The sequence below is a fragment of the Klebsiella sp. MISC125 genome (assembly GCF_051131775.1).
GTDB lineage: Bacteria > Pseudomonadota > Gammaproteobacteria > Enterobacterales > Enterobacteriaceae > Klebsiella.
Window position 1 is genome coordinate 5,964,299 of the sequence record NZ_CP180448.1, and the last position, 25,842, is coordinate 5,990,140.

At 55.6% G+C, this 25,842-nt stretch carries 23 protein-coding genes; 11 read left to right on the forward strand and 12 right to left on the reverse strand.

Annotated features, from left to right (window positions below; genetic code table 11):
* The first annotated feature begins 70 nt into the window (after positions 1-70).
* Positions 71-991: an Rpn family recombination-promoting nuclease/putative transposase gene (locus ACMYSL_RS27915; RefSeq protein WP_434660804.1), complete on the forward strand. Its 921-nt coding sequence runs from the start codon at positions 71-73 to the stop codon at positions 989-991.
* 42 nt (positions 992-1,033) lie between these two features.
* On the opposite strand, the gene rhtC is transcribed toward ACMYSL_RS27915, so the two are convergent.
* The 3 genes from rhtC to pldA all read right to left on the reverse strand — a co-directional run bounded on the left by rhtC (position 1,034) and on the right by pldA (position 4,482).
* Positions 1,034-1,654 (reverse strand): threonine export protein RhtC, encoded by a 621-nt coding sequence (gene rhtC / locus ACMYSL_RS27920; RefSeq protein ID WP_182235565.1) that lies wholly within the window; start codon positions 1,652-1,654, stop codon positions 1,034-1,036.
* A gap of 61 nt (positions 1,655-1,715) precedes the next feature.
* Complete coding sequence (gene recQ / locus ACMYSL_RS27925) at positions 1,716-3,542, reverse strand: ATP-dependent DNA helicase RecQ (RefSeq protein ID WP_434660806.1); 1,827 nt, start codon at positions 3,540-3,542, stop codon at positions 1,716-1,718.
* Positions 3,543-3,609: 67 nt separating this feature from the next.
* Positions 3,610-4,482, reverse strand: coding sequence for a phospholipase A (pldA, locus tag ACMYSL_RS27930; protein ID WP_434660808.1), 873 nt, complete (start codon positions 4,480-4,482; stop codon positions 3,610-3,612).
* A 154-nt stretch (positions 4,483-4,636) separates the two neighbouring features.
* Here pldA and yigI point away from each other — a divergent pair, with 154 nt between their 5' ends.
* Positions 4,637-5,101 carry an acyl-CoA thioesterase YigI gene (gene yigI / locus ACMYSL_RS27935; protein ID WP_181484139.1) on the forward strand — a complete coding sequence of 155 codons (465 nt, stop codon included), beginning with the start codon at positions 4,637-4,639 and terminating at the stop codon, positions 5,099-5,101.
* 49 nt (positions 5,102-5,150) lie between these two features.
* The gene (gene rarD, locus ACMYSL_RS27940) at positions 5,151-6,044 is read left to right on the forward strand and encodes an EamA family transporter RarD (protein ID WP_304254994.1); all 894 of its coding nucleotides are present in this window, start codon (positions 5,151-5,153) and stop codon (positions 6,042-6,044) included.
* A gap of 27 nt (positions 6,045-6,071) precedes the next feature.
* Here the strand turns inward: rarD and corA are convergent, their stop codons facing one another.
* The 8 genes from corA to lptM all read right to left on the reverse strand — a co-directional run bounded on the left by corA (position 6,072) and on the right by lptM (position 12,994).
* Positions 6,072-7,022 (reverse strand): magnesium/cobalt transporter CorA, encoded by a 951-nt coding sequence (corA, locus tag ACMYSL_RS27945; RefSeq protein ID WP_110276862.1) that lies wholly within the window; start codon positions 7,020-7,022, stop codon positions 6,072-6,074.
* A gap of 150 nt (positions 7,023-7,172) precedes the next feature.
* A complete protein-coding gene (gene ysgD, locus ACMYSL_RS27950; protein ID WP_350494802.1) occupies positions 7,173-7,229 on the reverse strand; it encodes a YsgD/CorL family protein in 57 nt (18 codons plus the stop codon).
* A gap of 148 nt (positions 7,230-7,377) precedes the next feature.
* On the reverse strand, positions 7,378-9,540 hold the full coding sequence (gene uvrD / locus ACMYSL_RS27955; RefSeq protein WP_181484142.1) for a DNA helicase II: 2,163 nt from the start codon (positions 9,538-9,540) through the stop codon (positions 7,378-7,380).
* A gap of 77 nt (positions 9,541-9,617) precedes the next feature.
* Positions 9,618-10,334 carry a 5-amino-6-(5-phospho-D-ribitylamino)uracil phosphatase YigB gene (yigB, locus tag ACMYSL_RS27960; RefSeq protein ID WP_181484143.1) on the reverse strand — a complete coding sequence of 239 codons (717 nt, stop codon included), beginning with the start codon at positions 10,332-10,334 and terminating at the stop codon, positions 9,618-9,620.
* Complete coding sequence (gene xerC / locus ACMYSL_RS27965; RefSeq protein ID WP_304254989.1) at positions 10,334-11,236, reverse strand: tyrosine recombinase XerC; 903 nt, start codon at positions 11,234-11,236, stop codon at positions 10,334-10,336. Before xerC ends, yigB begins: the two co-directional genes overlap by 1 nt.
* Positions 11,233-11,940, reverse strand: coding sequence for a DUF484 domain-containing protein (locus ACMYSL_RS27970; RefSeq protein ID WP_181484145.1), 708 nt, complete (start codon positions 11,938-11,940; stop codon positions 11,233-11,235). The genes xerC and ACMYSL_RS27970 overlap by 4 nt, the downstream gene beginning before the upstream one ends.
* On the reverse strand, positions 11,937-12,761 hold the full coding sequence (gene dapF, locus ACMYSL_RS27975; protein WP_434660812.1) for a diaminopimelate epimerase: 825 nt from the start codon (positions 12,759-12,761) through the stop codon (positions 11,937-11,939). Before dapF ends, ACMYSL_RS27970 begins: the two co-directional genes overlap by 4 nt.
* A gap of 29 nt (positions 12,762-12,790) precedes the next feature.
* The gene (lptM, locus tag ACMYSL_RS27980; RefSeq protein ID WP_110276916.1) at positions 12,791-12,994 is read right to left on the reverse strand and encodes an LPS translocon maturation chaperone LptM; all 204 of its coding nucleotides are present in this window, start codon (positions 12,992-12,994) and stop codon (positions 12,791-12,793) included.
* A gap of 183 nt (positions 12,995-13,177) precedes the next feature.
* Here lptM and ACMYSL_RS27985 point away from each other — a divergent pair, with 183 nt between their 5' ends.
* From ACMYSL_RS27985 to ACMYSL_RS28000, 4 genes are read left to right on the forward strand one after another with little or no spacing between them, the layout of a single operon-like run.
* Positions 13,178-14,638 (forward strand): DKNYY family protein, encoded by a 1,461-nt coding sequence (locus ACMYSL_RS27985; RefSeq protein ID WP_434664303.1) that lies wholly within the window; start codon positions 13,178-13,180, stop codon positions 14,636-14,638.
* 29 nt (positions 14,639-14,667) lie between these two features.
* Positions 14,668-15,942 (forward strand): DKNYY family protein, encoded by a 1,275-nt coding sequence (locus tag ACMYSL_RS27990; protein ID WP_434660814.1) that lies wholly within the window; start codon positions 14,668-14,670, stop codon positions 15,940-15,942.
* A complete protein-coding gene (locus ACMYSL_RS27995; RefSeq protein ID WP_434660816.1) occupies positions 15,939-17,261 on the forward strand; it encodes a DKNYY domain-containing protein in 1,323 nt (440 codons plus the stop codon). Before ACMYSL_RS27990 ends, ACMYSL_RS27995 begins: the two co-directional genes overlap by 4 nt.
* 4 nt (positions 17,262-17,265) lie before the next feature.
* Entirely contained in the window at positions 17,266-18,660 is a 1,395-nt protein-coding gene (locus ACMYSL_RS28000) for a hypothetical protein (protein WP_434660818.1), read from the forward strand.
* A 150-nt stretch (positions 18,661-18,810) separates the two neighbouring features.
* Here ACMYSL_RS28000 and ACMYSL_RS28005 read toward each other — a convergent pair whose 3' ends face one another.
* Entirely contained in the window at positions 18,811-20,271 is a 1,461-nt protein-coding gene (locus tag ACMYSL_RS28005) for a PLP-dependent aminotransferase family protein (protein WP_434660820.1), read from the reverse strand.
* A gap of 131 nt (positions 20,272-20,402) precedes the next feature.
* Here ACMYSL_RS28005 and ACMYSL_RS28010 point away from each other — a divergent pair, with 131 nt between their 5' ends.
* The 4 genes from ACMYSL_RS28010 (at position 20,403) to cyaY (ending at position 25,840) form a co-directional block, all read left to right on the forward strand.
* Positions 20,403-22,049, forward strand: coding sequence for an amidohydrolase (locus ACMYSL_RS28010; RefSeq protein ID WP_434660821.1), 1,647 nt, complete (start codon positions 20,403-20,405; stop codon positions 22,047-22,049).
* 78 nt (positions 22,050-22,127) lie between these two features.
* Positions 22,128-23,804 (forward strand): MFS transporter, encoded by a 1,677-nt coding sequence (locus ACMYSL_RS28015; RefSeq protein ID WP_434660823.1) that lies wholly within the window; start codon positions 22,128-22,130, stop codon positions 23,802-23,804.
* 85 nt (positions 23,805-23,889) lie between these two features.
* The gene (locus ACMYSL_RS28020; protein WP_434660824.1) at positions 23,890-25,473 is read left to right on the forward strand and encodes an MFS transporter; all 1,584 of its coding nucleotides are present in this window, start codon (positions 23,890-23,892) and stop codon (positions 25,471-25,473) included.
* Positions 25,474-25,519: 46 nt separating this feature from the next.
* A complete protein-coding gene (cyaY, locus tag ACMYSL_RS28025; protein WP_182235560.1) occupies positions 25,520-25,840 on the forward strand; it encodes an iron donor protein CyaY in 321 nt (106 codons plus the stop codon).
* The last annotated feature ends 2 nt before the right edge of the window (positions 25,841-25,842 follow it).

The window sequence follows — 25,842 nt, forward strand, 5'->3', positions numbered from 1 at the left end:
TTGCGTACTGTCGACTCCGCAGCGCCAATGCCAGAATGCCGTCAGATGCTCTTATTCATGGACGAAAACAATGGCGGAAGCGGCAACTCCACATGATGCGGTATTCAGAACCTTTCTCTCCCGCGTGGAAACCGCGCGGGACTTTATTGAGATCCACATGCCGCCCTCGCTCATTCAGATTTGCAAACTGGATACGCTGCGCCTGGAATCAGGGAGCTTTATTGAAGACGACCTGCGGCCTTATTACAGCGATATACTCTATTCACTGGAGACCACCAGCGGTCAGGGCTACGTGCATGTCCTGATTGAACACCAAAGCTCGCCCGATAAACTGATGGCGTTTCGCTTGATGCGTTACGCCATCGCCGCCATGCAGAGGCATCTCGAGAATGGGCACAAGACGCTGCCGCTGGTGATCCCGATACTCTTTTATCAGGGACGGCGAAGCCCCTACCCCTGGTCCCTGAATTGGCTGGAAAGCTTTGCCGATCCGGATACTGCGCGTCAGCTTTACGCCAATGCCTTTCCGCTGGTGGATATCACCGTTATCCCCGACGACGAAATCATGCAGCACCGCAGCATGGCGGCCCTGACGCTGGTGCAAAAGCACATTCGCCAGCGTGAGATGGCTGAGCTTCTGGACAAGCTCACCAGCCTGCTGATGCTCGAACAGATGAGCAGACAACAAATTACCGTACTGATAAAATATATGACCCAGGCGGGAGAAGAGCAGGACGTTCGGCCGCTATTATATGAGCTGGCACAGCGGGTGCCGCAGCATGGAGAAGTACTGATGACTCTGGCAGAAAAGTGGCTCGAGGAAGGTATGCAGAAGGGCATCAAGGAAGGCATGAAGGAAGGCATAAAAAATGGCAAGCGCGCCGCCTTTATGGAAGTCGCAAAAGCAATGCTCAACCGGGGCATCGATGATACTGCGGTTATGGAAATGACCGGTCTCACACCTGACGATTTGCAGCAGCTCCGTCATTAATACCCGGCCCGCCCATAAACCCCTGGACGGGCCGCAGGAGACTTAGCGTGAAATAATCAAATGAATACCAAAACCGGCAAATAGCGTGCCGGCGAAGCCGTCGATCCACTTCGCCATCCGCTGATAGCCGCGGCGCATCCCCGGCAGGGCAAACAGGCTGGCGACTACCGTAAACCAGGCCAGCGTCTCCAGCACGATCAGCAGGAAAATGCCCCAGCGCGCGCTGGCGGTAACGTCGTCGCCAACAAACAGCGAGAACACAGAACCGAAGTAAATAATCGCTTTCGGGTTCGCCAGATTGGTGAGTAGCCCCTTCAGGAAACTGCGACCGCTACGCGCCAGCTCAACCTGTGGCTCCGCCGCCGCTACGTCGCTTTTCTTCAGCGCGCCGCGCAGCATCTGGAAGCCCATCCAGCATAGATACAGCCCGCCGCCGACCATGATAATGGTGTGCAGCCAGGCCATTTTCTCGATAATCAGGTTCAGGCCGAGCAGCGCTACGCCCGCCCACACCATCACGCCGCAGGTGATCCCCAGGACGCCCATCATCGCCTCTTTGCGGGAGCGGCTAACAGCGGTTTGTGAAACAAAGAAAAAATCCGGTCCCGGACTCATCAGCGCAATGATATGCACCAGCGCCACGGTGAGGAAAAGCGTCAACATGATTAACTCGCAGGAAAATAGTAAGGACGAAAACTATATTTGCACTTTTTCGTCTGGCTGACTACTCATCATCGCCATCCACGTGCGCACGGATCAGAGCCATAAACTCTTTACCAAAACGCTCAAGCTTACGCGTGCCGACGCCGTTCACGCTGAGCATCTCACCTGCGCTCAACGGCGTTTGTTCGGCCATCTCAATCAGAGTCGCATCGTTAAACACGACATATGGGGGGATATTCTCTTCGTCGGCGATCGCTTTACGCAATTTGCGCAGCTTCGCGAACAGTTTACGATCGTAATTACCGCCGAAGGATTTCTGCATCGCCTTCGGCTTCAGCGCCACAATGCGCGGTACGGCAAGTTGTAGCGTAACGTCGCCGCGCAGAACCGGGCGAGCAGCTTCGGTGAGCTGTAGTGCGGAGTGCTGGGCAATATTCTGCGTGGCCAGGCCTAAATGGATAAGCTGGCGGATAACGCTGACCCAATGCTCGTGACTTTGCTCGCGACCAATACCGTAGACCGGCAGCTTATCGTGCGCCATATCGCGAATACGCTGATTATTAGCGCCACGCAGCACTTCCACCACGTAGCCCATACCAAAACGCTGATTGACGCGATAAATCGTCGACAGCGCCTTACGCGCATCCATTAAACCGTCGTACTGTTTCGGCGGGTCGAGGCAGATATCGCAGTTTCCGCACGGCTCCTGACGCCCTTCGCCAAAGTAGTTGAGCAGCACCAGACGGCGGCAGGTTTGCGCTTCGGCAAACGCCCCCATCGCGTTCAGTTTATGACGCTCAATATCCTGCAACGGCCCGGCGGGTTTCTCTTCAAGGCAGCGCCTGAGCCACGCCATATCTGCCGGATCGTAAAACAGCATGGCTTCGGCAGGCAGGCCATCGCGCCCGGCGCGCCCGGTCTCCTGGTAATAGGATTCAATATTGCGGGGGATATCGAAATGCACCACAAAACGCACGTTCGGTTTGTTGATGCCCATGCCAAAGGCCACCGTCGCCACCACGATTTGCAGGTCATCGCGCTGGAATTTCTCCTGCACATCAGCACGAACCTGGTGTTCCAGGCCCGCATGATACGCAGCCGCACTAACGCCTCGGCTTTGCAGACGCGCGGCGGTATCTTCCACTTTCGAACGGCTATTGCAGTAGATGATTCCCGACTTGCCGCGCTGATCCTGCACGTAGCGCATCAGTTGATCCAGCGGCTTAAACTTTTCCATCAGCATATAGCGGATGTTAGGTCGATCGAAGCTGCTGACCTGAATCAGCGGGTCATTCAACCCCAGCAGACGGACGATATCGCGACGGGTAGTATCATCGGCGGTGGCGGTGAGCGCCATAAACGGGATCTGCGGTATCCGCTGACGCAGTTGGCCGAGCGCGGCGTATTCCGGGCGGAAATCGTGGCCCCACTGGGAAATACAGTGGGCTTCATCAACCGCCAGCATCGACAGATTCCAGTGGCTGAGATGCTCAAGGAAGTTATCCAGCATCAGGCGTTCCGGGGCGATATACAGCAGACGAATTTGCCCGCTGCGACAGCCAGCCATCACTTCATGCTGCTGCTCACGGCTCTGCGTTGAGTTCAGGCACGCTGCCGCCACGCCGTTAGCCAGTAGCTGATCGACCTGGTCCTTCATCAGTGAGATAAGCGGCGATACCACGACGGTCAGGCCGCCCAGCACCAGCGCCGGAACCTGATAACACAGCGACTTTCCGCCGCCGGTCGGCATCACCACCAGGCAATCGCGCCCTGCCAGCGCCGTATCGATAATGGTATCCTGGCCCGGGCGAAACTGCTGGTAGCCGAAGGTTTCTTGTAAAACCTGCTTAGCCAGCGATTCCTGATTTAATACTTCCGCCTGTGCCACGTTGACCCCATATGCCTGAAAAGAAAACAGGCGCTATTTTCAGCGCCTGAGAGCCAGAGTGCAACGATTAAAACAGATCGTTGAGCATCAGCCCGACGCCGACGCGGGTCTGGTTAAAGTTATAATCGATGAGCGACTCGCCATAACCGCTATAGACCTGAGTATAGACGCGCACATGTTTGGTGACCGGATAACTCACCCCAAGCTCAGCTCCGCCGTAACCGGTATTCCAGTTATATTGCCCCTGAGCGCTGAGAATCGCCTCGCCAAGTTGATAACCCACTTTCAGGCGGTAATAGCCCATATATTTGGTGATATCCGGGTTATCGTCAGTGCTGCCAATCACGTACCAGGGCTTCACCTCCACCAACCAGTTGCCGTTCTGCGCCATCAACCGGGTATAGAGACGGTTCCAGCTACGGGACGTGGGATCGGATCGGCCGTTGGAGTCGTGGTTGTAGCCCATTTCAACATCGCGTAGCGTCCAGCCAGCAAACGAATAGTCGGTCGCAAAACCGAGAAACAGCTGCGGCTCATAGTTGGTTTCGCGAAACGGCGCGGACTCCTTGCTGTTGGAGAGTTGCCACCAGGATTTCTGCGTATAAGAAGCGCCCAGCAGCGAGTTATCGCCGAAGATCCCCCGCCATAGCGGAAACGCCAGACTAAGCTGAAACTTCACTTCATCTTTACGCGCATTCTCGGCCCAGTCGTAGCTGCGAATCGCTTCTTTATTGAGATCGCTGGTCCACGTATAGAGCAGATAGTTGCTCTCATAGGGATACAGCAGGAATGGATTATCATGGTCCTGTAACAGGTTGGCGATAATGCTCCCGCGAACGGCAGGGGTGTCATGGACCTGTTTATTTACAGGCGCGTCCTGCGCCAGAACGCCAGCCGGAAGCGCAACAAGCGCCAGCAGGCAGGCCAAAGAGATACGCATTACTGTTCTCCTGGATGGATAATTATTATTTCTGTTTAACCCAGCCAGCATTCTACCTATTTATGCGTCTTCTGACCTGTTATCCGTTCTTAAAGTAGAAATCAATATTTTAGAAGCATAAAATCAACATTTCGTTAACTTTTGGAATATTGTTATGTCTGAACTGACCGCCGCCGCCGCCCTTAAGCTGGTGGGAGAAATCTTTGTTTATCATATGCCTTATAACCGTGCCTTAGGGCTGGAGCTGGAGCGCTACGAAAAAGAGTTTGCTCAGATCAGCTTTAATAACCAGCCGATGATGGTTGGCAACTGGGCGCAAAGCATTTTACACGGCGGCGTTATCGCCTCCGCGCTGGACGTTGCCGCGGGGCTGGTCTGTGTGGGTAGTACGCTGACTCGTCATGACACGATCAATGAAGAAGAGCTGCGCCAGCGTCTGTCGCGGATGGGAACCATCGATCTGCGCGTTGATTATTTGCGCCCGGGCCGAGGGGAACGCTTCACCGCCACCAGCAGCCTGCTGCGTGCTGGTAACAAAGTCGCGGTGGCCCGCGTCGAGCTACATAACGAAGAGCAGGTTTATATCGCCAGCGCCACGGCGACGTATATGGTGGGTTGATTAGCCTAAATCGAGTAACATCACTCTCTTTGGCAATGGATTTGTACCGATGGATGCGAAACAAACGCGGGTAGGGGTTCTTCTGGCCCTGGCCGCCTATTTTATCTGGGGTATCGCGCCTGCGTACTTCAAGCTTATCTACTATGTTCCCGCCGATGAAATTCTGACTCACCGCGTGATCTGGTCCTTCTTTTTTATGGTGGCGCTGGTCAGCATCAGCCGCCAGTGGCCGCAGGTCAAAAGGCTGCTTAAAACACCGAAAAAGGTATTTCTGCTGGCACTGTCGGCCGTATTGATCGGCGGCAACTGGCTGCTGTTTATCTGGTCGGTCAACAACCATCATATGCTGGAAGCCAGCCTCGGTTATTTTATTAACCCGCTGGTGAACATCGTGCTGGGGATGATCTTCCTCGGGGAGCGCTTTCGCCGGATGCAGTGGCTGGCGGTACTGCTGGCCGCCTGCGGTGTGCTGGTGCAGCTCTGGACTTTCGGCTCACTGCCGATTATTGCGCTGGGCCTGGCCTTCAGCTTCGCCTTCTACGGCCTGGTGCGTAAGAAGATCGCCGTTGATGCGCAAACCGGGATGCTGTTCGAAACCCTGTGGCTGCTGCCGGTCGCCGCTATCTATCTGTTTGGCATTGCCGATAGCCCAACCAGCCATATGGGTCAGAACCCATGGTCGCTGAACCTGCTGTTAATCGCGGCGGGCGTGGTGACCACAATCCCGCTGCTGTGCTTTACCGGTGCGGCGACGCGTCTGCGCCTCTCCACGCTGGGCTTTTTCCAGTATATCGGCCCGACGCTGATGTTCCTGCTGGCAGTGACGTTTTACGGCGAAGTGCCGGGCGCGGATAAGATGGTGACCTTCGCGTTTATCTGGGTGGCGCTGGCGATTTTCGTGATGGATGCGATTTACACCATACGCAGAACGCGTAAGGCATAACGAAAAAAGGAGCCGAAGCTCCTTTTTTTACAGCCAGTTTTTACGCTTAAAGTACAGATACGGAGCCAGACCGGCGAGCATCATAAAGACAATCGCGCCTGGGTAACCGAAGCTCCAGTGCAGCTCGGGCATAAATTCGAAGTTCATCCCATAGCTGGAAGCCACCAGCGTCGGCGGCAGGAACACCACGGAAACCACCGAGAAGATCTTGATGATGCGGTTCTGCTCGATATTGATAAAGCCCATCGCCGCCTGCATCAGGAAGTTAACTTTCTGGAACAGTGATTCGTTGTGCGGCAGCAGGGATTCGATATCGCGCAGGATCTCACGCGCCTGCTCCAGCTGGCCCGCCGGTAAGCGCGCCTTACGCACGAGGAAGTTCAGCGCGCGCTGGGTATCCATCAGACACAGGCGAACTTTCCAGCCGATATCTTCCTGCTCAGCAAGGGTAGAGAGCGCCTCATCGTAATCATCGCCCTGACGGCCTTCCATAATCACCCGGCTGAGTTTTTCCAGGTCGCTGTAGATGTTTTCAATTTCATCCGCCAGCTGTTCGATTTTGGTTTCGAACAGGTCAAGCAGCAGCTCGTAGGCATTACCATCAACCATCGACTGGTTGCGCACGCGCATACGATACAGGCGGAAAGCGGGCAGCTCCCGCTCGCGCAGGGTGAACAGACGCCCTTCGCGGATAGTAAACGCCACGGTCGAGTTACCGGCGTGATCCTCTGCATCTTCAAAAAAGAAAAATGAGTGGATGTGTAAACCGTCTTCATCTTCAAAGAAACGCGCTGACGCTTCGATGTCTTCCAGCTCCGGGCGCGTTGCCAGGTTCTGGCCCAATTCCGTTTGCACGCGGCTTCGTTCTTCATCGTCAGGCTCGACCAGATCGACCCACACCGAACTGGCGAGGTGCTTGATCTCATCGGCTTCCAGACGCGTTAAACGATTATTTTCCAGTTGAAATGCGCTCAGCATGACCGGGACTCCCAATGCAAAAAAATTATCGGACAGTTCGGTGGGCACACAGAAACAATTTGGGTTTCAGACCATAAAGCCTGACTCAGAGCGACGGGAATAGAACGGGTCGCCGACAACCGCTAAGGCTATCAGCATAAGAGGATAGCCTTAGGAGTTGTTCCTGATGGACAGGAAGTTGAGCCAGCATCTACTGGGTGTGTCCAAGGCGAATGTCCTCTTAGCGTAATCGTGCGCGCATGTTACGCCAGCGCCAAAACGGCGTCAACACGCAACGGAACGCTAAAGAGCAAATCAAGCGCCTTAACGTACAAAGGTAGCAGAATATTACAAAATAATGATATTTTTCTTAATGTTACACTGTTTCCAGCCGGGCATAGGCAGCAACCAGCCACTTGATCCCCTGCCCCTGAAACGCGACCTGAAGACGACTGTGTTCGCCGCTGCCTTCGAGGTTCACGATGGTGCCTTCGCCAAACTTAGCATGGCGCACGCGCTGGCCCAGCTTATATCCAGTGTCGTTTTCCGCCATCGGGGTGCCCATGCGCTGATGACTCACCGGGCGACTGACCGTCGCGCGCAGCCGCACCTCTTCCACGCACGCTTCCGGCAGCTCGCCGATAAAGCGTGACGGACGGTGATAAACCTCTTTGCCATACAGGCGGCGGGTTTCGGCATAGGTCAGAGTCAGTTTTTGCATCGCACGCGTCACGCCAACGTAGGCCAGGCGGCGTTCCTCTTCCAGGCGACCGCCCTCATCGAGCGCCATCTGGCTCGGGAACATCCCCTCTTCCACGCCGACGATAAACACCTGCGGGAACTCCAGCCCTTTCGCCGAGTGCAAGGTCATCAGCTGTACCGCGTCCTGCCAGGTGTCCGCCTGCCCTTCGCCCGCTTCCAGCGCGGCGTGGGAAAGGAACGCCTGTAACGGCATCAGGTCTTCATCTTCTTCGTTGTAGCTGAACTGGCGCGTTGCCGTCACCAGTTCCTCTAAGTTTTCGATACGCGTCTGGCCTTTCTCGCCCTTCTCCTGCTCGTACATCGTGCGCAGGCCGGAATCCTTGATGACCCGGTCAGTCTGCACGTGCAGCGGCATATCGGCGGTTTCCTGCGCCAGAGCGTCAATCAGCTCCATAAAGCGCTGTAAGGCGCTGGCGGCACGACCGGCGAGAACTTTATCTTTAAGCAGCTCGCGACAGGCCTGCCACAGCGTCAGCTGGCGGTCGCGCGAGGTCTGACGCACCACATCCAGGGTACGATCGCCGATACCGCGCGTTGGGGTATTCACCACGCGTTCAAACGCCGCGTCGTCATTACGGTTGGCAATCAGGCGCAGGTAGGAGAGCGCATCTTTGATCTCCTGGCGTTCGAAGAATCGCATACCGCCATAGATACGGTACGGCATGCTGGCCTGTAGCAGCGCCTCTTCCAGCACGCGCGACTGGGCGTTGCTGCGATACAAAATCGCGCACTGCGCCAGCTGACCACCGTTTTCCTGCCAGGTCTTGATGCGGTTGACGACAAAGCGCGCCTCATCAAGATCGTTAAACGCACAGTAGAGCGAAATCGGCTCACCGTCGGCACCGTCGGTCCACAGCTTTTTGCCCAGACGCCCGCTATTGTTCTCAATCAGGGCGTTCGCCGCGCTGAGGATATTGCTGGTCGAACGATAGTTCTGCTCCAGGCGGATAGTTTCAGCGCCCGGGAAGTCGTTGAGGAAGCGCTGGATGTTTTCCACCTGCGCACCGCGCCAGCCGTAAATGGACTGGTCGTCATCGCCGACGATCATCACCTTGCCGGTATCGCCCGCCAGCAGGCGGATCCACGCATACTGAATGTTGTTGGTATCCTGGAATTCGTCCACCAGGATATTGGTAAAACGCTCGCGGTAGTGCTGGAGAATATGCGGTTTGTTGAGCCACAGCTCATGAGCGCGCAGCAGCAGTTCGGCAAAATCTACCAGCCCGGCACGATCGCAGGCTTCCTGATAGGCCTGATAAACCTTCTGCCAGGTCTGCTCAACCGGATTACCGTAACTCTGAATATGATGCGGGCGCAGCCCTTCGTCTTTCTGACCGTTGATGTACCACATTGCCTGACGCGGCGGCCACTGCTTCTCATCAAGATTCATCGCCTTAATCAGGCGTTTAAGCAGGCGCAGCTGGTCTTCGCTATCGAGGATCTGGAAATCCTGCGGCAGGTTAGCATCAAGGTGATGAGCGCGCAGCAGGCGGTGCGCCAGCCCGTGGAAGGTGCCGACCCACATGCCGCCCTGGGTGGTGCCCATTAGTTGGCCGATACGGTGGCGCATTTCCGCCGCCGCTTTGTTGGTAAAGGTCACCGCCATAATGGAGTAAGGCGAACAGTTCTCAACGCTCAGCAGCCAGGCGATGCGGTGTACCAGCACGCGCGTCTTACCGCTGCCCGCCCCGGCCAACACCAGCATGTTAGTACGTGTTGCCGCAACGGCTTCACGCTGTTTGTCATTGAGGCTGTCGAGCAGGTAAGAAACGTCCATTGGCACCGCCGGAAATGAGACGCCCGGCAACGTTCAGTTCACCGGGCTACTGTTAATTTATACAGAACTACTGACGATTATATCAGCGAGGTCAGAGATGCCAACCGTGAAATTTCGATGTGCGGCAGCAGGCGGCTGTCGGCGGTGTGCATCAGGTCTGCGCCCTGCGGTTTGATCCAACAAGCCTGCATGCCGCAGCGAATCGAGCCTGCCACATCGGTCGTTAAGTCATCACCGACGTGAAGAATTTCCCCCAGCGGAAGCGTCAGCCGTTCTGCCGCAAGATGATACATATCGGCAAAGGGTTTAGAGCGCCCATCCGGGCCCGCGCGCAGTACGAAGCGGAAGTAGTCGCTCAGGCCGAAGAGTTCCGGCTGGGCGTTACCGTTGGTAATCGCCACCAGCGGCCACTTTTCAGCGAGTTTAGCCAGCGTATCGTGCGTCTCTTGCGGGATGTCGATGAGGCTTCGCCAGTAGGCAAAGCTAGCCATCGCCTCGTCGGCACCGGTTTTCGCCATCGCCGCAGAAAGCCCGGCGTTGATCATCCCCAGCTCCAGCGCGCGACGCCGCCATTCGGTAACATCGTGGTAAATCTCCGGCTCTGTCGCCAGCAGGGTCTGGCGCAGTTGGTTCAGTTCGCTGGCGTCAAATTGGCTTAAAGAAGGATGGTAGCTGCGCACAAAGCTCAGCGACTCATGCATCGTCCGATCAATCACCGGGCGGTTGTCATAAAGGGTATCGTCCAGGTCAAACGTCAGCGCTGAAATCTGGCCCAGAGGTCGGTAAAAACGCATTATTTCCCCCGTTTGGCGCGCGGATGCGCCGCATCATACACCGAGGCAAGGTGTTGAAAATCAAGATGGGTATAGATTTGAGTGGTAGAGAGGTTGGCATGGCCCAGCAGCTCCTGCACCCCGCGCAGATCGCCGCTCGACTCCAGCATATGGGTGGCAAAGGAGTGACGCAGCTTATGCGGATGCACGTGGCTGTTGAGTCCTTGCTTAATGCCCCATTCGGCAAAGCGCTTTTGCACGTTACGCGCGGAAATTCGCTTACCCAGTTTGGATAAGAACAGCGCGTCGTCATCGGTACCGAACAGGCCGCGCAGGTCGAGCCAGTGCTCAATCCACACCACCGCGTTGCGGCCAATTGGCAGGCGGCGCTCTTTGCTGCCTTTGCCCATCACCCACACCTCGCCTGACTCCAGGTCAAGGTGCTTAATGTCGAGATTCACCAGCTCCGAAAGACGCAGCCCGGCACCGTACATCACTTCCAACATCGCCCGATCGCGCACTGCCAGCGGATCGTTAAGATCGATATCCAGCAGTCGGTTAACGTCGTCGACATCGATATTTTTCGGCAAGTGGCGTGGCGCTTTCGGCGCGGAGATGCCCTTCGCCGGATTGGCCGTCAGTTCACCCTGGCTCACCAGCCAGTCAAAAAAGCTACGTAAGGCAGAAAGCCGCAGCGCCAGGCTGGCAGGCCCCAGTCCCTGACGGCGGCTGCGCACCGCAAGACCTCGAACCTGGGCAGCATCGCACTGCTGCCAGCTTTTAAGCCCAGTATTTTCCGCCAGCGCGATAAGAGCATCCAGCTGACGCCGGTAGTTCAGCAGCGTAATCGGACTCAGCTGACGCTCCACGCCGAGATAACGTAAGAAGCGCTCTACGGAGGCAAACAGAGGAGAATCGGTCATGCGCGTTCAATCCAACGCGCCAGCAATCCGGGGAGCATTGAAGCAATCTCCTGCAACAGCTGCGTTCCCTGACCTTGCTGATAGTGCTGGGGATCGCGACTGCTGAAGAACATGACGCCGGGAGCATCATCGCCGCCGAGCAGCGACATTGCGACCGAACCGATGGCTTTCGCTTCCGGCAGCGCGACCAGCAGTTCAGGGCCGTTCAACGGACCAAGATAATGGCGTTGCTGCCCAAGACGCTGAATACGGATAGGTTCAAACGCCTGGCGACTCAGCGCCAGATGAGTGAATTTGGATGGTGCACCAAGCCGCCAGCAATCCGGAAACAGACGCACCGTCGCGCCCGCCAGCCCCAGCTCACGCGCCCAGCGATGAAAGCGGTTTAGCATATCATCAAGGCTCTCGGCCGCAGCCAGCCGCGTTTGCAGGTGAAACAGGCGCTGAAACAGGCTTTCGTTCGCCGTCGCCTGCTCCATCAGCAGCGTCATATTCTCTTCCAGAACGTTGATATGATTCCGCGCCCGCGCCATGTGCCACTCCACCAGCGAGACCGAACCACGCACCGGATGCGGAACAGACATGTGCTCCACCAGAGCCGCATTACGAATAAAGAATTCAGGATGTTGCAACAGATAGTCCACCACTGCGCGGTCATTCAGCGTGCCGATGATTTCCTGCTGTTCTTCCCCGACTTGTTTCATAAATGAATAAATCCGTCATAGACATGTGCCGCCGGGCCAGTCATATACAACGGTTGGCCCGGGCCTTTCCAGGCGATATCAAGACGCCCGCCGGGTAATTCCACGCGAACCTCCTCACCCAGTAATCCCTGCTGGATACCCACTGCCGCCGCCGCACAGGCACCGCTTCCGCAGGCTTGAGTTTCACCCGCGCCGCGTTCATACACGCGCAGACGAATATGGGAACGGCTGACCACCTGCATAAAACCGATGTTCGCCCGTTCCGGGAAGCGTTCGTGGTTTTCCATCACCGGGCCGAGCGATTCCACCAGCGCGGTTTCCACGTCATCGACCTGAATAACGCAGTGCGGGTTACCCATCGACACCACGCCGCACAATACTGTCTGTTCAGCGACACGCATAATATAGGTCTTTTCCGCTTTGTTGGCGCGGAACGGCACCTGTGATGGCTCGAAGTTCGGCTCGCCCATATTCACGCGCACCAGATCGTCTTCCGTTACGCTTAATACCATACGACCGTTTGACGTGCTCACGCGAATGTCACGTTTATTGGTCAGGCCTTTCAGGCGTACAAAGCGGGCGAAACAGCGCGCACCGTTGCCGCACTGCGCCACTTCACTGCCGTCAGCGTTGAAAATACGATAATGGAAATCGAGTTCGGGATCGTAAGGTGGTTCAACAACCAGCAGTTGATCGAAACCCACGCCAAGGTGCCGATCCGCCAGGCGGCGAATCAGATCCGGTGAGAAAAAAACATTCTGCGTTACCGCGTCAACGACCATAAAGTCGTTGCCAAGGCCATGCATTTTAGAAAACTGCATTATCTACTCCAGTTGCGCGGAACAGAACGTTAGTAATTTACCTGGGTCGGGCCGCCGCTATCACCGCGATCGTTACGATCCGGCGTAGAGCTCTGGATACCGCTATCAACCGGTTTGGTCGGCGGGGGTGCCGTTTTTTCCGCTGGCGGGAAATAAAGCGGACCTTTCAGGCCACAGCCAGTGAGGCTGAGGACCGCTAATAAAACGGCAAGCGTTGGGAAAACGTTTTTCATGGATAGTTGCCCGTGATTCATTCTTTCTGCTTTCTATCATCGCAGGAGAAGACGTAAAAGCAAGCGTTTAGGGCAGCTTTATGAAATCTGAAAAGCGGCTTTCCACCATGGTTAAAGCACTAAAACGTTGCCAGATATGCTCTAGTGATTCATTAACCTTTGTGTTGTCAGGATGACCAGGTGATGAAGAAAAAGCTGCTTTGCGTACTTGTTGGGGCGTTAGCAATACCAACCGCGTGGGGGTGTCGCGTAAGCCCAATATCTAATGCGTATCAGAAACAGGGGAGCGATGTTGTTTATGTGAGTGGGGTAAACTATCGAAATTCGTCCATCCTCACCCATCTACCGGAAGTGAACTTCAGCAAACTGCAACTTCTACAGGACCAGGCGCGCCCTGAGGAATGGCGTTATGTTGAAGAACCGCTGGAGTCTGATTATATCTACGAAGGTGTGAACGCCACGCGGCTCACTGCCTCTTATTATTCAGATGGCCGCTATGTTATATGGGCGGGGGAAATTGTGCGCAACCCTGCCAATACGCCCCCCGTGGATGTCGCCACATTCCGCGTTTTTGGCCGTTTCGCCGCGGATAAACACAGTCTTTATTTCGACGGAAAACGCACCGAAGCCAATCAGGGCGTGGATATGGCCACCTTAGCAGCAGTACCACCTGGTGAGCCGTGGTATGGCTATGGCGGCCCATCCGCAACCGTTTTACGCGACAAACATCATCTTTACCTGCGCGGACATAGGGCAGATAACCCCGACAGCTTTCGCGTTCTGGCGCAAAAGCCATGGGATCAGCGGGGAATTTTTTATTCTATCAACGCCTGCGCAGACGTGCCTATCGGCCCGTGGGACACGCTGGCGCGCACCGCAACGCAGGTTATCATCAATGGTCTGGCGCTGGACGCCGATCCTGACTCTTTTACCGTTGTGCGCTGGATCCCCGGCACCCTGCTCATCTACCGCGATAAAAACGGAGTCAGGCGACTCAATCTGGATCTGAAGGACAAAAACGCCGGGACGCCGAATCACGCGCTGGGCAGCAAAGACTGTTCAGCCACCTTTAATATGCTCGAAGATAAGGTCACGTGGCGCAAAACGTGGGAAGGGGAAGATTGCGAGGTCGAAACCCTCCCGGGCCTCGATCCAGAACAGTTTCATCCGCTGAACAACAGCGTGGCGCAGTACCAGGACCGCCTGTACTCGGTGAAAACGTCGGAATTCGGCGAAGATTACCTGGAAGTCATCACGCTGGACGACCCGAATCTGGTTATCAACAAACGCTTTAGCGCCGATAAACGTCATGGATATCTGCTGACCACCAAGGAGGAACTGGAGGTCTTTGATTCCGCCGGGCCGCTGGTGCTTTTAGATGCACGTGTTCCCGATGAACAGGAAGCGCATACCGAAGACCGTGAATACTCCCCTAACTGGTTTGCCCGCGACGATCGCTATGTTTACGTCTTCACAGGCGCACAACTCTACCGCTATGAAACGGCCTGGCCGCAATATGCACATGTCACAGGCCTGCAGGATAAAGGCGGTTACGGCTTTGCCTATTCCAGAATCGGCGGCAAGCTGGTGACGCTGGAAGGCTATTACTATCAGGATCAATTTGTCCCACGGAAAAATAAGTAACCGGGACAAAAAAACGCAAGGATGAGGTAATGCATATAAAATTTACGCTGCTAACCACTTCGCTCTTCCTGCTTATACCGCAGGCGCAGGCCACCACCTGGAGCTATAGCTCAGCGTCATTGAGAAATGCGCCAGCAGTCTTAGTCTACAGCGAGGGCGTCGATAGCGAACAAGCGCGTTTCGACGATATTAAATATGATGATCTACGCCAGGCGACTGATTTAAAAGGAAAACAAGAAGAATACTTTTATAGCGACCGTTCTACCGAAGACGATGAATTCTTTTACTGGGTGACCGATGGCCGCACGATGCTTTGGCGCGGGCAGCGGGTCATTAATCCGCCCATAACGCCCAGCATCGATATCGCCAGCTTTCGCGTTTACGACCGCTTTGCCGTGGATAAATACAGTGTTTATTTCGACGGCAAGCGGGTCGCCAGCAACCTCGGTAGCCAACATATCGATCTTGCCACGCTCAAAATGAATGCCGGCAGAAACTCCACCACGCTAACGGATAACAACACGCTTTACCTGAAAGGCCTGCCACAGGGCTTTGGCTCTGCGCACAACGTCGTGTGGCTAGGTGAGAAAAGCTGGGATGCGTGCGGTCAGATCGCTGCGAATCTGGAAAACAAGCCTTCTGATGTCCTTATCCGTTTTGCTAACCACATTTACCTGAACGGCGAACCACTCAACGCCGACGCGAACAGTTTTCAAGTCGTGCGCTGGATACCCAATTCGCTGCTGACTTATCGCGATAAAAACGGGACTACACGTCATATCTTTGGCGGCCGAAAAGGTAAAACTGTCGATTGCGAAGCTGCTTTTATCGTCGGCGAAACCGATGTGCGATGGCAAAAAACGGGTAGAAGGGAGGAACAGGCGGAGGTTTTACCCGGCGTTGACCCGGAGCATTTTCGTTTACTCACCAATAACGTCGCGCAATATCGCGACCGCCTGTTCGTGGATAAACTGTCGTTCTTCGGCGAAAAACAGCTGGAGACCATTACCCTGGACTCACCGGACCTGGTGATGAATAGCCGTCTCAGCGCGGGCAAAAGCCACGGCTATTTTATTCGCCAGTTCGGGGATGTTCAGGTGTTTACCACCGCCGGAACGTTGCATATTCGCAACAACGCGCCAGATTATGACGATCGCTACGTGTATACCTGGAGCCGTAGCCAGCTTTATCGTCGCGCCAGCGGTTGCCCACAGGAGTCCAGGTTTGACACAGATGCAGAGGGAGATTCAAAACTCACTCTCGTTGACCAGTGTCTTAAAAATTCAGGTCAGGATGGCTTATGAAAAAGCCGCACCTGGCGTTTACCGCCTTTTTGTCGCTGGCAATACCGCTGGCTCACGCAGCAGAATTTCACTACCAGCAGCAGGGTGAAGAGACGCTGTATACCGCCCAAAGTGAACCGCCGGAGATTATTTCCCGCCTTACCAGCGTCGACTTTGCCCATTTTCAGCGCATTGCTGATTTAGCGCTGCCGAAAGAAACGAGACCGCTGAACAATATCAATACCGATACCTCTTCCTGTAGCACAACTCTCAGCGGCATCCCGGCGATCTGCGATTATCACCACGCCTGGCTGAGCGATGGCCAACAAATCCTGTGGGCGGGTAAAAAAGTGGCTGGCGCGGACGTTGCCAGCTTTCGCGCCTTCGGCAAATTCGCCGCTGATAAAAATAGCCTCTATTTCGACGGCCAGCGTACCGATGATAATCGCGGCGAAAAACAGGTCGACATGGCAACGCTCGTCGTCACCAAAGTCGAGAATATGCTCAAGGACAAACGCAATCTTTACTACCAGGGACGCTGGCTGGGCCGCGCAGACGGCTTCGATATTCTGGGCTGGAAAAGCTGGGCCAGCGATGGTTCGCACGAGGCAAACCCGCTACGGACCCGCTGGGGCGTGGATTTTATCGTACTGACCGCGCAGCAGGTTATCGTGAACGGCGTCGCCATTGCCGCCGCTCCCGCTTCTTTCAAGGTGGTACGCTGGCTGCCGGGAGCATTGCTGATTTATCGCGATAAAAACGGCGAGCACCACTACGTCATCGACAACGAAGAGCAGGATTGCAGCCAGAACTTCGATATTCAGTCGCGACAGGTGACGTGGCGCAAGCGCACGGCCACCAATCGCGGCAACTGCCAGGTTGAGACGCTGCCCGGCGTCGATCCTGAACAGTTTTACCGCATAAACACCACGATGGCCTCGTCGCCGGGATGGTTGTATCAGATGAAATCAACCGCCGCTGAGGACAAGCAACTTAGCGTTATGGCGCTGGACGATCCGCATATGACGCTAAGTGAACGCACCAACGGTGGAAAAAATCACGGTTACTTTATCGGTAGGTACGAGATGCTGGTGGTGAAGACCCACGGCAGGCTGGCGACAATGGGTAAGAAGGAACCGCGCTATGGCTATATCTTCTCCCATGATGACCGCTATATTTACGCCTTCGAACCCGACGATATGCTGTATCGCTATCGTATGACGCTCCCCGCCAGCGCGGATGTGTACAACGCCGCCACGCGCCAAAAAATGGATGCCGTTGAAGAGCTATACGATCCGCAGGAGAAAACATGGACGCCGTCGCAGCGCAATCAGGGATGATGTTATGTTAAAAAAAAGCGTGATTTCCGCCGGGGTTTTCCTGCTGTTGAGTTCCAGCGCGCTGGCGTGTTCAGGGCGGGAAGAGACTCTGTTTGAATATCGGCAATGGGGCAAGGGGACGGCATACGTAAGCGTATACTATGACAGGCAACTTCATAAAAAGGTTATCGACCGTTATCTCTCCCGGCAGCCCAATGTACTCTGGCGCCAGCTACGCCACATTCCCGATCTGGCGAACCCGGATAAAGAACGCGATTACGATGGTTACTTTGCTGCAATCGGGCGTTCATACATAGAGCATATCGGTTGGTATTTTAACTGGATGACCGACGGCCGCCACATTCTGTGGGCAGGGAAAATTGTCCGCAACCCGCCGGGCGCGCCAGCAGTCGATGCCGCCAGCTTTCGTGCCTATGGCCGCTTCGCCGCCGATAAATACAGCCTCTACTTTGACGGCGAGCGTACTGACGATAACCCCGCAGACAACCCGCTGGATATGGCAACGCTGGAAGAGATCGGCGGCAATTTAGCTGAAAGTGACGCCAGCGACATCGTGAAAGATCGGCACAATCTCTACTATCACGGCCGCCGCCTGGATAATGCTGACGGCTTCGTCCTGCTGGGCTTAAAATCATGGGATCAGCGCGGGTCGCTCATCAGCTACAGCACCTGCGAACCGGCTCGTAACGCCGGGCCGTGGGATACCCTCGTACGCAACGCCAACCGCGTGTTTATCAACGGCGAACCGATTAACGCCGATCCCGATTCCTTTGAGGTAGTGCGCTGGATGCCCGGCTCGCTGCTGATTTATCGCGATAAACACGGCGAAAAGCGCCTTTCGTATGGCCGGAACTGCACCGATATTTTTGATATGCAACTGGGCAAAGTCACGTGGCGTACCCGCACCGCCACCCCGCGCGGCAACGATTGCCGGGTAGAAACGCTGCCTGACGTCGACCCAGAAAATTTTAACGTTATTAGCCGCGCGATAGCGCAGTACAAAGATCGGGTTTATATCGTGAAAGACCGCGATTTTCTGGACCAGCGCCTGAGCATTATCAAAATTGCCGACCCGGAGTTAGAGCTGGATACCGGGATTAACGTTACCGATAGCAATCGCGCTTATGTGGTGAGCGAGGATAGCGTTTTAACCGTCCGGACCGCTGGCAAGATGGTGCGCATAAAACGGTCCGACGGCGAGTTTTCTCAACTATTCGCTCATGACGATCGCTATGTCTATGCATTCCTGGAAGGCGATATGTGGCGCTATAAAACGGCGCGGCCTGAGGCGGCATATATAGACGATTTTGACGATTTGATTATCGATGAAGGTAAATATAGTCGCTACGGTGCCGAAAGAGGATTCATCCCCCACAGCACAGCGGAGAAAAAGAGATAAGCGAGGCTGATAACAAACCTGGTTTGAACATCGTACTCGCAATTCTGCCGGGCGGCGGGCCTACAGGTTTACCGTCGTTTGCGGACCGGTAGCCCGGACAGATGCGCAGCATCGCCTCCGGGTACCAGCGCGCAACGCCGCTTCCGAGACTTACTCCCAGCATTTTTTGAGCACTTGTATCGACTGCACAATATCCGCCTCCATGACGCCAGCAAATCCCAGCACGATACCGTAATGGTGGCGGCTTTCCGGGGTACCCGGGATCCACAGCGCGCTCAGCGGCGTAATCTCAACCCCAGCCGCCTGAGCCTGGCTCACAAGGCGATTTTCGGTTTCAGCATCGTCCAGCGTAATCGCCGCATGCAGCCCCGAGGCCACCTCCGGCATCACGCCAATATGGCTCAGATGTTGATTCCACTCGGCCAACAGCAGATCGCGACGGCTTTTGCTGATTCTGCGCATCCGGCGGATATGAGGCTGGAAATGACCTTCCGAAATAAAGCTCGCCATGACCTGCTGGTCATTCATTGGCGGCTGGCGGGTCGATAGCGTGCGCAGCAGGTTCAGCGGCTCCACCAGCTGTTGCGGAACGACCATGTAGCCCAGGCGCAGCGCGGGATACATCACTTTGGAAAACGAACCGATATAAATAACCCGATGGCGGTTATCCAGCGCGGCGAGCGGCATCAGCGGCGTGCCGTTATAGCGATACTCACCGTCGTAATCATCTTCCATAATCCACGCCTGATGCTGTCTGGCCCACTCCAGCAGTTCCATGCGCCGCGGCAGCGAGAGCGTCGCACCGGTCGGGTACTGACATGACGGACTGACGTAGACCATCCTGGCATCGGGATAATCCGCCAGCTGTTGCGTCTGAAGCCCCTCATCATCCACGTTGATCGCTTTAATATTCAAACCCAAACAGGAAAATACGCCCGCCGCTGCCCAGTGGCAGGGGTTTTCCATGATCACATCCTGCTCCGCACGCAGCAGTAATGCGGAGCACAGCATAATCGCCTGCTGCGCGCCAAGGGTAATAATCACCTGGGCCGGATCGCACTTCAGGCCGCGCGAAGTATGCAGATAGCTGGCGATAAGCTCTCGCAGCTGTAAATCGCCTGCCGGTACGCCATAGCCCATTTGCGCGATAGGCCGACGCCGCCAGAAGCGGTTTTGCAGCCGGGACCAGGTCTCAAACGGAAAATGGTCAATCGCTGGCATACCAATGCGAAATGCCTTCGGCGGGCCATCGTGAACAAAATGGCGGTTAAACCGCGCCGTCAGGGGTAAACGCGAGTCGACGCGCAAAGCGGGAATTTCCGGAACCTCCGGGCCTTCTTCCACTTCCTGACCCCGAAAACGAATATAGGTGCCATCGCCCTGCCGGGTCTCAATCAAATCGTCGGCATATAAACGTTCGTAGACCGATACCACCGTATTACGCGAAACGCCCAGCAGCCGCGCCAGCTCACGCGTGGCAGGCAGCTTCGCGCCGTGGAGACCGGGCGTGCTCATCATCTTCTCTCTCAGCGCCCGATAGAGCTGCTCGCTACGTTTTCGCCCAGCATCCAGCTTAATCCCAGTTAAATCAAAAGGCAGAGTGACCGACAAATTGGCACCTTAATATCGTGGGTTTTTGGCCCTGTTATACATCCAATATGACAATTAGCATAGATGTATTAATACTCATGATGAAAGCACGTCTTTCATCACTCTCAGAACCCAGAATGATTGAGCCTACTATGTCAGCATCAGCAATCACGATTTTTGCCGCGAAGAAAATCATTACGATGTGCCCGAATCGCCCGGAAACCACCCATGTGGCGGTGCGCGGCGACCGTATTTTAGGCACCGGCACGCTTGAAGAACTCACCGGTTTTGGCGAATACCAACTGGACAACACTTTTGCCGACAAAGTGCTGATGCCTGGCCTGATTGAAGCCCATTCACACGTCACCGGCGGCGGCATGTGGCAGTTCCCTTACGTCGGATATTACGACCGCCCGGACCATACGGGTAAAATCTGGCAGGGTTGCCGTTCTTTTGATGACGTCGTCAGCGCGTTGCAGGCCGTTGAGCGCACGATGACCGACCCGCACGCGCCGCTGATCGCCTGGGGCGTTGACCCGATTTATTTCGGCAGCGAGAAGCTGGGCCGCGAGCATCTGGACCGCGTCTCCACTACCCGTCCGGTCGCCGTTATCCATATGAGCATCCACCTGATGGGCGCCAACACCGCCGCGCTGCACGATTGCGGGATTTTTGACGACTGCCAGATTGAAGGTGTGGTGAAAAACGAAGACGGTACACTGCACGGCGAGCTGGTGGAATTTGCCGCCATGGGGCCGATTCTAAATAAATATGGTTTCTGGGACGAGCTGACCACCGAAATCGCCATCGCCAATTTCGGCCAGGAAGCGTTTCGCGCGGGCTGTACCAGCGCGGCGGATATGGGTCTGACCGATTTCAGCAATCCTGAGCTGATGACCAACTACATCCGCATGACCCGCGAAGAGGATTTCCCGATTCGCTTGCTGGTAGCCTACGGTCCTCCGTTCGTGAAGAAACCCTTCCAGCAAGCGCTGGATTTCGCCCCGGACGTGATGCGCCACGGTCACGAAAAAATGCATTTCGGCCCGATGAAAATCTTCCTCGACGGCTCTATCCAGGGCGGGTCCGGACGTATGCTGGAACCGTTCTATTATCTGGATGGCCATAACGGCGCGTGGAACGCCACCCCGGAAGAGGTGGAGCAGCAGGTCTACGACATTATGTCCCGCGGCTACCAGGTTCACTGCCACTGTAACGGCGACGAGGCTTCGGAAGCGTTTATTAAAGCTGTTGAGAAGACCCTGAACCGCATTCCGGCAGTTAACCACCGCGCAGTGATGCAGCACGCGCAGATGCTGCGTGAAGATCAGTTCAAGCGCATTAAAGAGATCGGTATGTGCGTGAATTTCTTCAGCAATCACGTCTATTACTGGGGCGATCAGCACTACAGCAAAACCATGGGCCCAGAGCGCGCGATGCGCATGGATGCCTGCGGCAGCGCGGTACGTCACGGTATTCCTTTCGCTTTCCACAGCGACTGCGGTATCACGCCTATCAACCCGCTGTTCACCGGCTGGTGCGCAGTTAACCGCCTCACCGCTTCCGGACGCGTCCTGGGCGAAGCGGAGAAAATCTCCGTTGATCAAGCCCTGTACGCCATGACTCTGGGCGCAGCGTGGACCATGAAAATGGATCATCTGATCGGCAGCATCGAATGCGGCAAATACGCCGACTTCACGGTGCTGGAAGACGATCCGCAGGCCATCGAGCCGGTCCAGCTTAAAGATGTGAAGGTATGGGGCACCGTGCTGGGCGGTAAGAAACAGCCAATCCAGTAAACCTTTTGCGAGCTTTATCCACCCGGCGCCAGCGTTGGGTGGATAGCTATTGCCTGAAATTAACCACAGAACACAGTTATGACAAAGAAATCCGTTAATTACTCTGCGGGAGCATCGCATAATGCCTCCGCTGACACCGCCATGAAGTGGCTGCCGCTGCTGGTGCTGTGTCTCGCCCAGCTATCGACATCCGGCGATAACGCCACCCTGAGCATCGCTACCGGCGCGCTGGTGAAAGACCTTCACGCCTCGATGGATCTTATCAGCATCGCCAACGCCATGTACTCACTGGCCGCAGGTTCCCTGATGGTCGCCGCCGGTATGGCCGGGCTTATCGTTGGCTGGAAAAAAACCTTCCGCATCGGCTGCGCGCTGCTGTTCCTTGCCGAGCTGACCGCCTATTTCTCACCGAATATGATCGTCTTCACCTACGGCGCTCGCCTGCTTTCCGGTATTGGCGGGAGCTTTATGATCCCGTCCGTGTTGGGGCTTATCGCCAGTAACTATCAGGGTCGTCAGCAGGCTATCGCCTTTGGTGCCATCGGTGCGGCAAGCGGGGTCTCCTTCGCCGCCGGGCCGTTGATTTGCGGCCTGCTGGTTGACCATCTCGGCTGGCGCGCGGCCTTTGCCGCCATTGCCTGCCTGTGCATCGTCATCTTCAGCGGCTCATTTCTGGTCCCGACGCCTGCGAAACCGGAGCGTAAAGTAGTGTTCGATCTGCCGGGCGTGGTTCTGACCGTTATCGGCCTGTTCAGCGTGATCCTCGGTTTCCTGAAAGTATCGAGCTGGGGTCTGTTCACGCCGTTTAACGCACCGTTCACGATTATGGGCATGAGCCCGGCGCCGTTCCTGGTGCTGTTTGGCCTGATCGTGCTGGCGATTATGCTGAAATGGGAGCGCCATCGTGAAGCCACGACCGGCAGCGCGCTGATCCCGCTGTCGTTCCTTACCACGCCGCAGGTGCGTAACGGCCTCTATCTGACCGCATTTATCTTCCTTGCCTATGGTTCCGGCATTTTCGTTACCGTGAGCTTTGTGCAGGTTGTCGCCGGGCTGAACGGTATCGAAACCGGCCTGATGATCCTGCCGTTTGCGCTGGGCGTGGTGGTGTGTTCGCTGGGTCTGCCGATTGTGTGGAAAAACGCCAATCCAAAGCGGATGTGCCAGAGCGCGTTGCTGATCGGTACACTCGGTTCCGTCCTGTGTATCTTCGGCTTCGGTCCATCTGATTTCAGCATGATCGTGCCGGTAGGGATGTGTCTGATAGGCGTCAGCATGGGCATCGTTTCCGCCTACTCCAGCTATATTGTAACCAGCGCTCTGCCAGCACGAGATGCACAACAGTCCGGTGGCGTACAGGCAACATCGCGTAACGTAGGCCAGGCCATCGGCGTTGCGGTCTGCGGTATGGTGATGCTGACGGCGATCACCATGACGGTACAGGGAATGGCAAGCAACGACACATCGCTAAGCCAGGATACACAGCAGAAGGTGGCGAATATGTCCGTGATCCCTTACCTCAGCGACAGCGGTTTTACTAAGCTGATGCTGGATCAGGGTGTTAAGCAAAAAGATGTCACTGAACTCAATCAGGTGTATAAAACCGCGCGCCTGAAAGCCACGCGGGCGGGCATGATGGCCACCGCTGTGATGACGCTACTGTTTTTATTCGGAACGCGGAATCTGCCCGTTCGCGCCAAAGGTTCCGATGACGTCGCAGGAGAAGAACCACGTGCGAAAAAGTCCAGAACCTGATTTAAGACCTGAAAATAACTAGCAACAACGCGCCCCCCGCAAGGAAGGGCGCGTTTTGTCGTTTCTATCAACAAGGAAATCCCCTGTGGTCGATAACCCCACGAAGACAAGCTGGTTACCCCTGATTGTCCTGTGCTGCGCACAGTTTCTGGCCTCTGCCGATAACGTCACGCTCAGCATTGCCACTCAGGCACTGATGAGCGACCTGCACGCCACGCTGGGACAAATCAGTACCGCAAATACGATGTACCCGCTTATTGCGGGCACGTTTATGGTCGCAGGAGGCATGTTGGGGTGCATCTGGGGTTGGCGAATGCTGTTCCGTATCGGGTGCCTGATTTTTATCCTTGCTGAGGCTGGCGCATTTTTCTCACCGTCTATCACCGTCTTTACCTGGGGTGCGCGTTTGACGGCCGGGATTGGCGGCAGCCTGATGATCCCTGCCGTTTTCGGCCTGATCTCCTCACTTTATCAACAGCGACAACGCGTCACCGCATTTGGCGCGCTGGGTGCCTCCAGCGGTATTTCATTCGCCTGCGGGCCAATATTATGCGGATATTTACTCGATCACGTCGGCTGGCGCGTGGCGTTTGCCTCGCTTGGTCTGCTGGCGCTGCTTATTTTACTCTGCTCCACCGTCATCCCCAGCGCCGATAAGAAACGGACGTCGATCCCATTCGATACGCCGGGATTTCTGTTAGGCACCCTGGGGTTATTCCTGACGATTTTCGGTATTCTGCGCATCCCGGTTTGGGGGCTGATTATGCCCTTTGATGCCTCAGTAAGCGTTCTCGGCCTGAGCCCCGCCCCTTTCGTCACGCTCTGCGGTCTTATCGTGCTTTTAATCATGCTGCGCTGGGAGCGCTATTTTGAAGCTAAAACGGGCCACGCGCTCCTTCCCTCCGTTTTCTTGAAAACTCGCCTGGTGCGTCATGGGCTATATCTCACAGGCTGGATATTTTTTGCCTACAGCTCCGCTATTTTCACCGTAGTGAGTTTTGCGCAAATCGTCAAAAACGTATCGGCAATGGAAACCGGGTTGCTGATACTCCCTTTTGCGATTTGCCTCGCCGCCTGTTCTCTGGGACTGCCGCTGTTTATCCAGCAGCGAAACCCGCGTCGTCAGTGCCAAATGGGGCTGATTGCGGGGATGTCCGGCGCTCTTATTGCCGCCGTGGCGCTGCACGTAACCGGGTTTACCCCTGCGCTTATGGCGTTGGGGCTGTGTTTGATAGGCGCGGGAATGGGGACAATCGCGGCCAATGCCCCGATACTGGTCACTACGGGCGCGGGAAATCATCACGCCGAGCAGTCAGGTGGCGTTCAGGCGGCTTCGCGTGATATCGGGCAAGCGTTGGGAATGGCGCTGATCAGTACCGTTATGCTGACCGTGTTAACCTTCCTGATGAAATACCAGGTACAGCACGACCTGGCCATCAGCCTGCCCGCCCGGCAAATCGTTGAGCATCTCAACTTCATTCCCTGGATAAGCGATCGCGCTTTTCATCAGTTTATACAAACGCAAAACCTGGCCTCCAGCGATCTGATGAACATCCTGAGTCATTATCAGCAGAGCCGAATGCAGAGCACGCGCTATGGGCTACTGGCGATGGCGATCGTGACTTTGTTCCTGTTTATCCGCCTGCGTGACCTGCCGAAGTCATCGTAGATTGCGCTATACTGCCGCCACTATCAAAAAAAAGCGGAACTGAACCATGAACGACAGTGAATTCCATCGCCTGGCCGATACCTTGTGGATGACCATCGAAGAACGTCTGGATGACTGGGACGGCGACAGCGATATCGACTGTGAAATCAACGGCGGCGTGCTGACCATCAGTTTTGAAAATGGCAGCAAAATCATTATTAACCGTCAGGAGCCGCTGCATCAGGTGTGGCTGGCAACCAAGCAAGGCGGCTATCATTTCGACCTAAAAGGCGATGAGTGGATTTGCGACCGCAGCGGCGAAACCTTCTGGGATCTACTGGAACAGGCGGCAACGAATCAGGCCGGTGAAGAAGTGAGTTTTCGTTAAGG

Excerpts from the sequence above, each read along its gene's own strand:
- ACMYSL_RS27985 (WP_434664303.1), top strand. The coding sequence starts at position 13,178 with ATGAAGAAAAAGCTGCTTTGCGTACTTGTTGGGGCGTTAGCAATACCA.
- ACMYSL_RS27970 (WP_181484145.1), bottom strand. The coding sequence starts at position 11,940 with ATGAAACAAGTCGGGGAAGAACAGCAGGAAATCATCGGCACGCTGAAT.
- cyaY (WP_182235560.1), top strand. The coding sequence starts at position 25,520 with ATGAACGACAGTGAATTCCATCGCCTGGCCGATACCTTGTGGATGACC.
- ACMYSL_RS27990 (WP_434660814.1), top strand. The coding sequence starts at position 14,668 with ATGCATATAAAATTTACGCTGCTAACCACTTCGCTCTTCCTGCTTATA.
- ACMYSL_RS27995 (WP_434660816.1), top strand. The coding sequence starts at position 15,939 with ATGAAAAAGCCGCACCTGGCGTTTACCGCCTTTTTGTCGCTGGCAATA.
- uvrD (WP_181484142.1), bottom strand. The coding sequence starts at position 9,540 with ATGGACGTTTCTTACCTGCTCGACAGCCTCAATGACAAACAGCGTGAA.
- ACMYSL_RS27915 (WP_434660804.1), top strand. The coding sequence starts at position 71 with ATGGCGGAAGCGGCAACTCCACATGATGCGGTATTCAGAACCTTTCTC.
- ACMYSL_RS28015 (WP_434660823.1), top strand. The coding sequence starts at position 22,128 with ATGACAAAGAAATCCGTTAATTACTCTGCGGGAGCATCGCATAATGCC.
- corA (WP_110276862.1), bottom strand. The coding sequence starts at position 7,022 with ATGCTGAGCGCATTTCAACTGGAAAATAATCGTTTAACGCGTCTGGAA.
- dapF (WP_434660812.1), bottom strand. The coding sequence starts at position 12,761 with ATGCAGTTTTCTAAAATGCATGGCCTTGGCAACGACTTTATGGTCGTT.
- ACMYSL_RS28010 (WP_434660821.1), top strand. The coding sequence starts at position 20,403 with ATGTCAGCATCAGCAATCACGATTTTTGCCGCGAAGAAAATCATTACG.
- yigI (WP_181484139.1), top strand. The coding sequence starts at position 4,637 with ATGTCTGAACTGACCGCCGCCGCCGCCCTTAAGCTGGTGGGAGAAATC.
- yigB (WP_181484143.1), bottom strand. The coding sequence starts at position 10,334 with ATGCGTTTTTACCGACCTCTGGGCCAGATTTCAGCGCTGACGTTTGAC.
- rarD (WP_304254994.1), top strand. The coding sequence starts at position 5,151 with ATGGATGCGAAACAAACGCGGGTAGGGGTTCTTCTGGCCCTGGCCGCC.
- ACMYSL_RS28000 (WP_434660818.1), top strand. The coding sequence starts at position 17,266 with ATGTTAAAAAAAAGCGTGATTTCCGCCGGGGTTTTCCTGCTGTTGAGT.
- lptM (WP_110276916.1), bottom strand. The coding sequence starts at position 12,994 with ATGAAAAACGTTTTCCCAACGCTTGCCGTTTTATTAGCGGTCCTCAGC.
- rhtC (WP_182235565.1), bottom strand. The coding sequence starts at position 1,654 with ATGTTGACGCTTTTCCTCACCGTGGCGCTGGTGCATATCATTGCGCTG.
- xerC (WP_304254989.1), bottom strand. The coding sequence starts at position 11,236 with ATGACCGATTCTCCTCTGTTTGCCTCCGTAGAGCGCTTCTTACGTTAT.
- pldA (WP_434660808.1), bottom strand. The coding sequence starts at position 4,482 with ATGCGTATCTCTTTGGCCTGCCTGCTGGCGCTTGTTGCGCTTCCGGCT.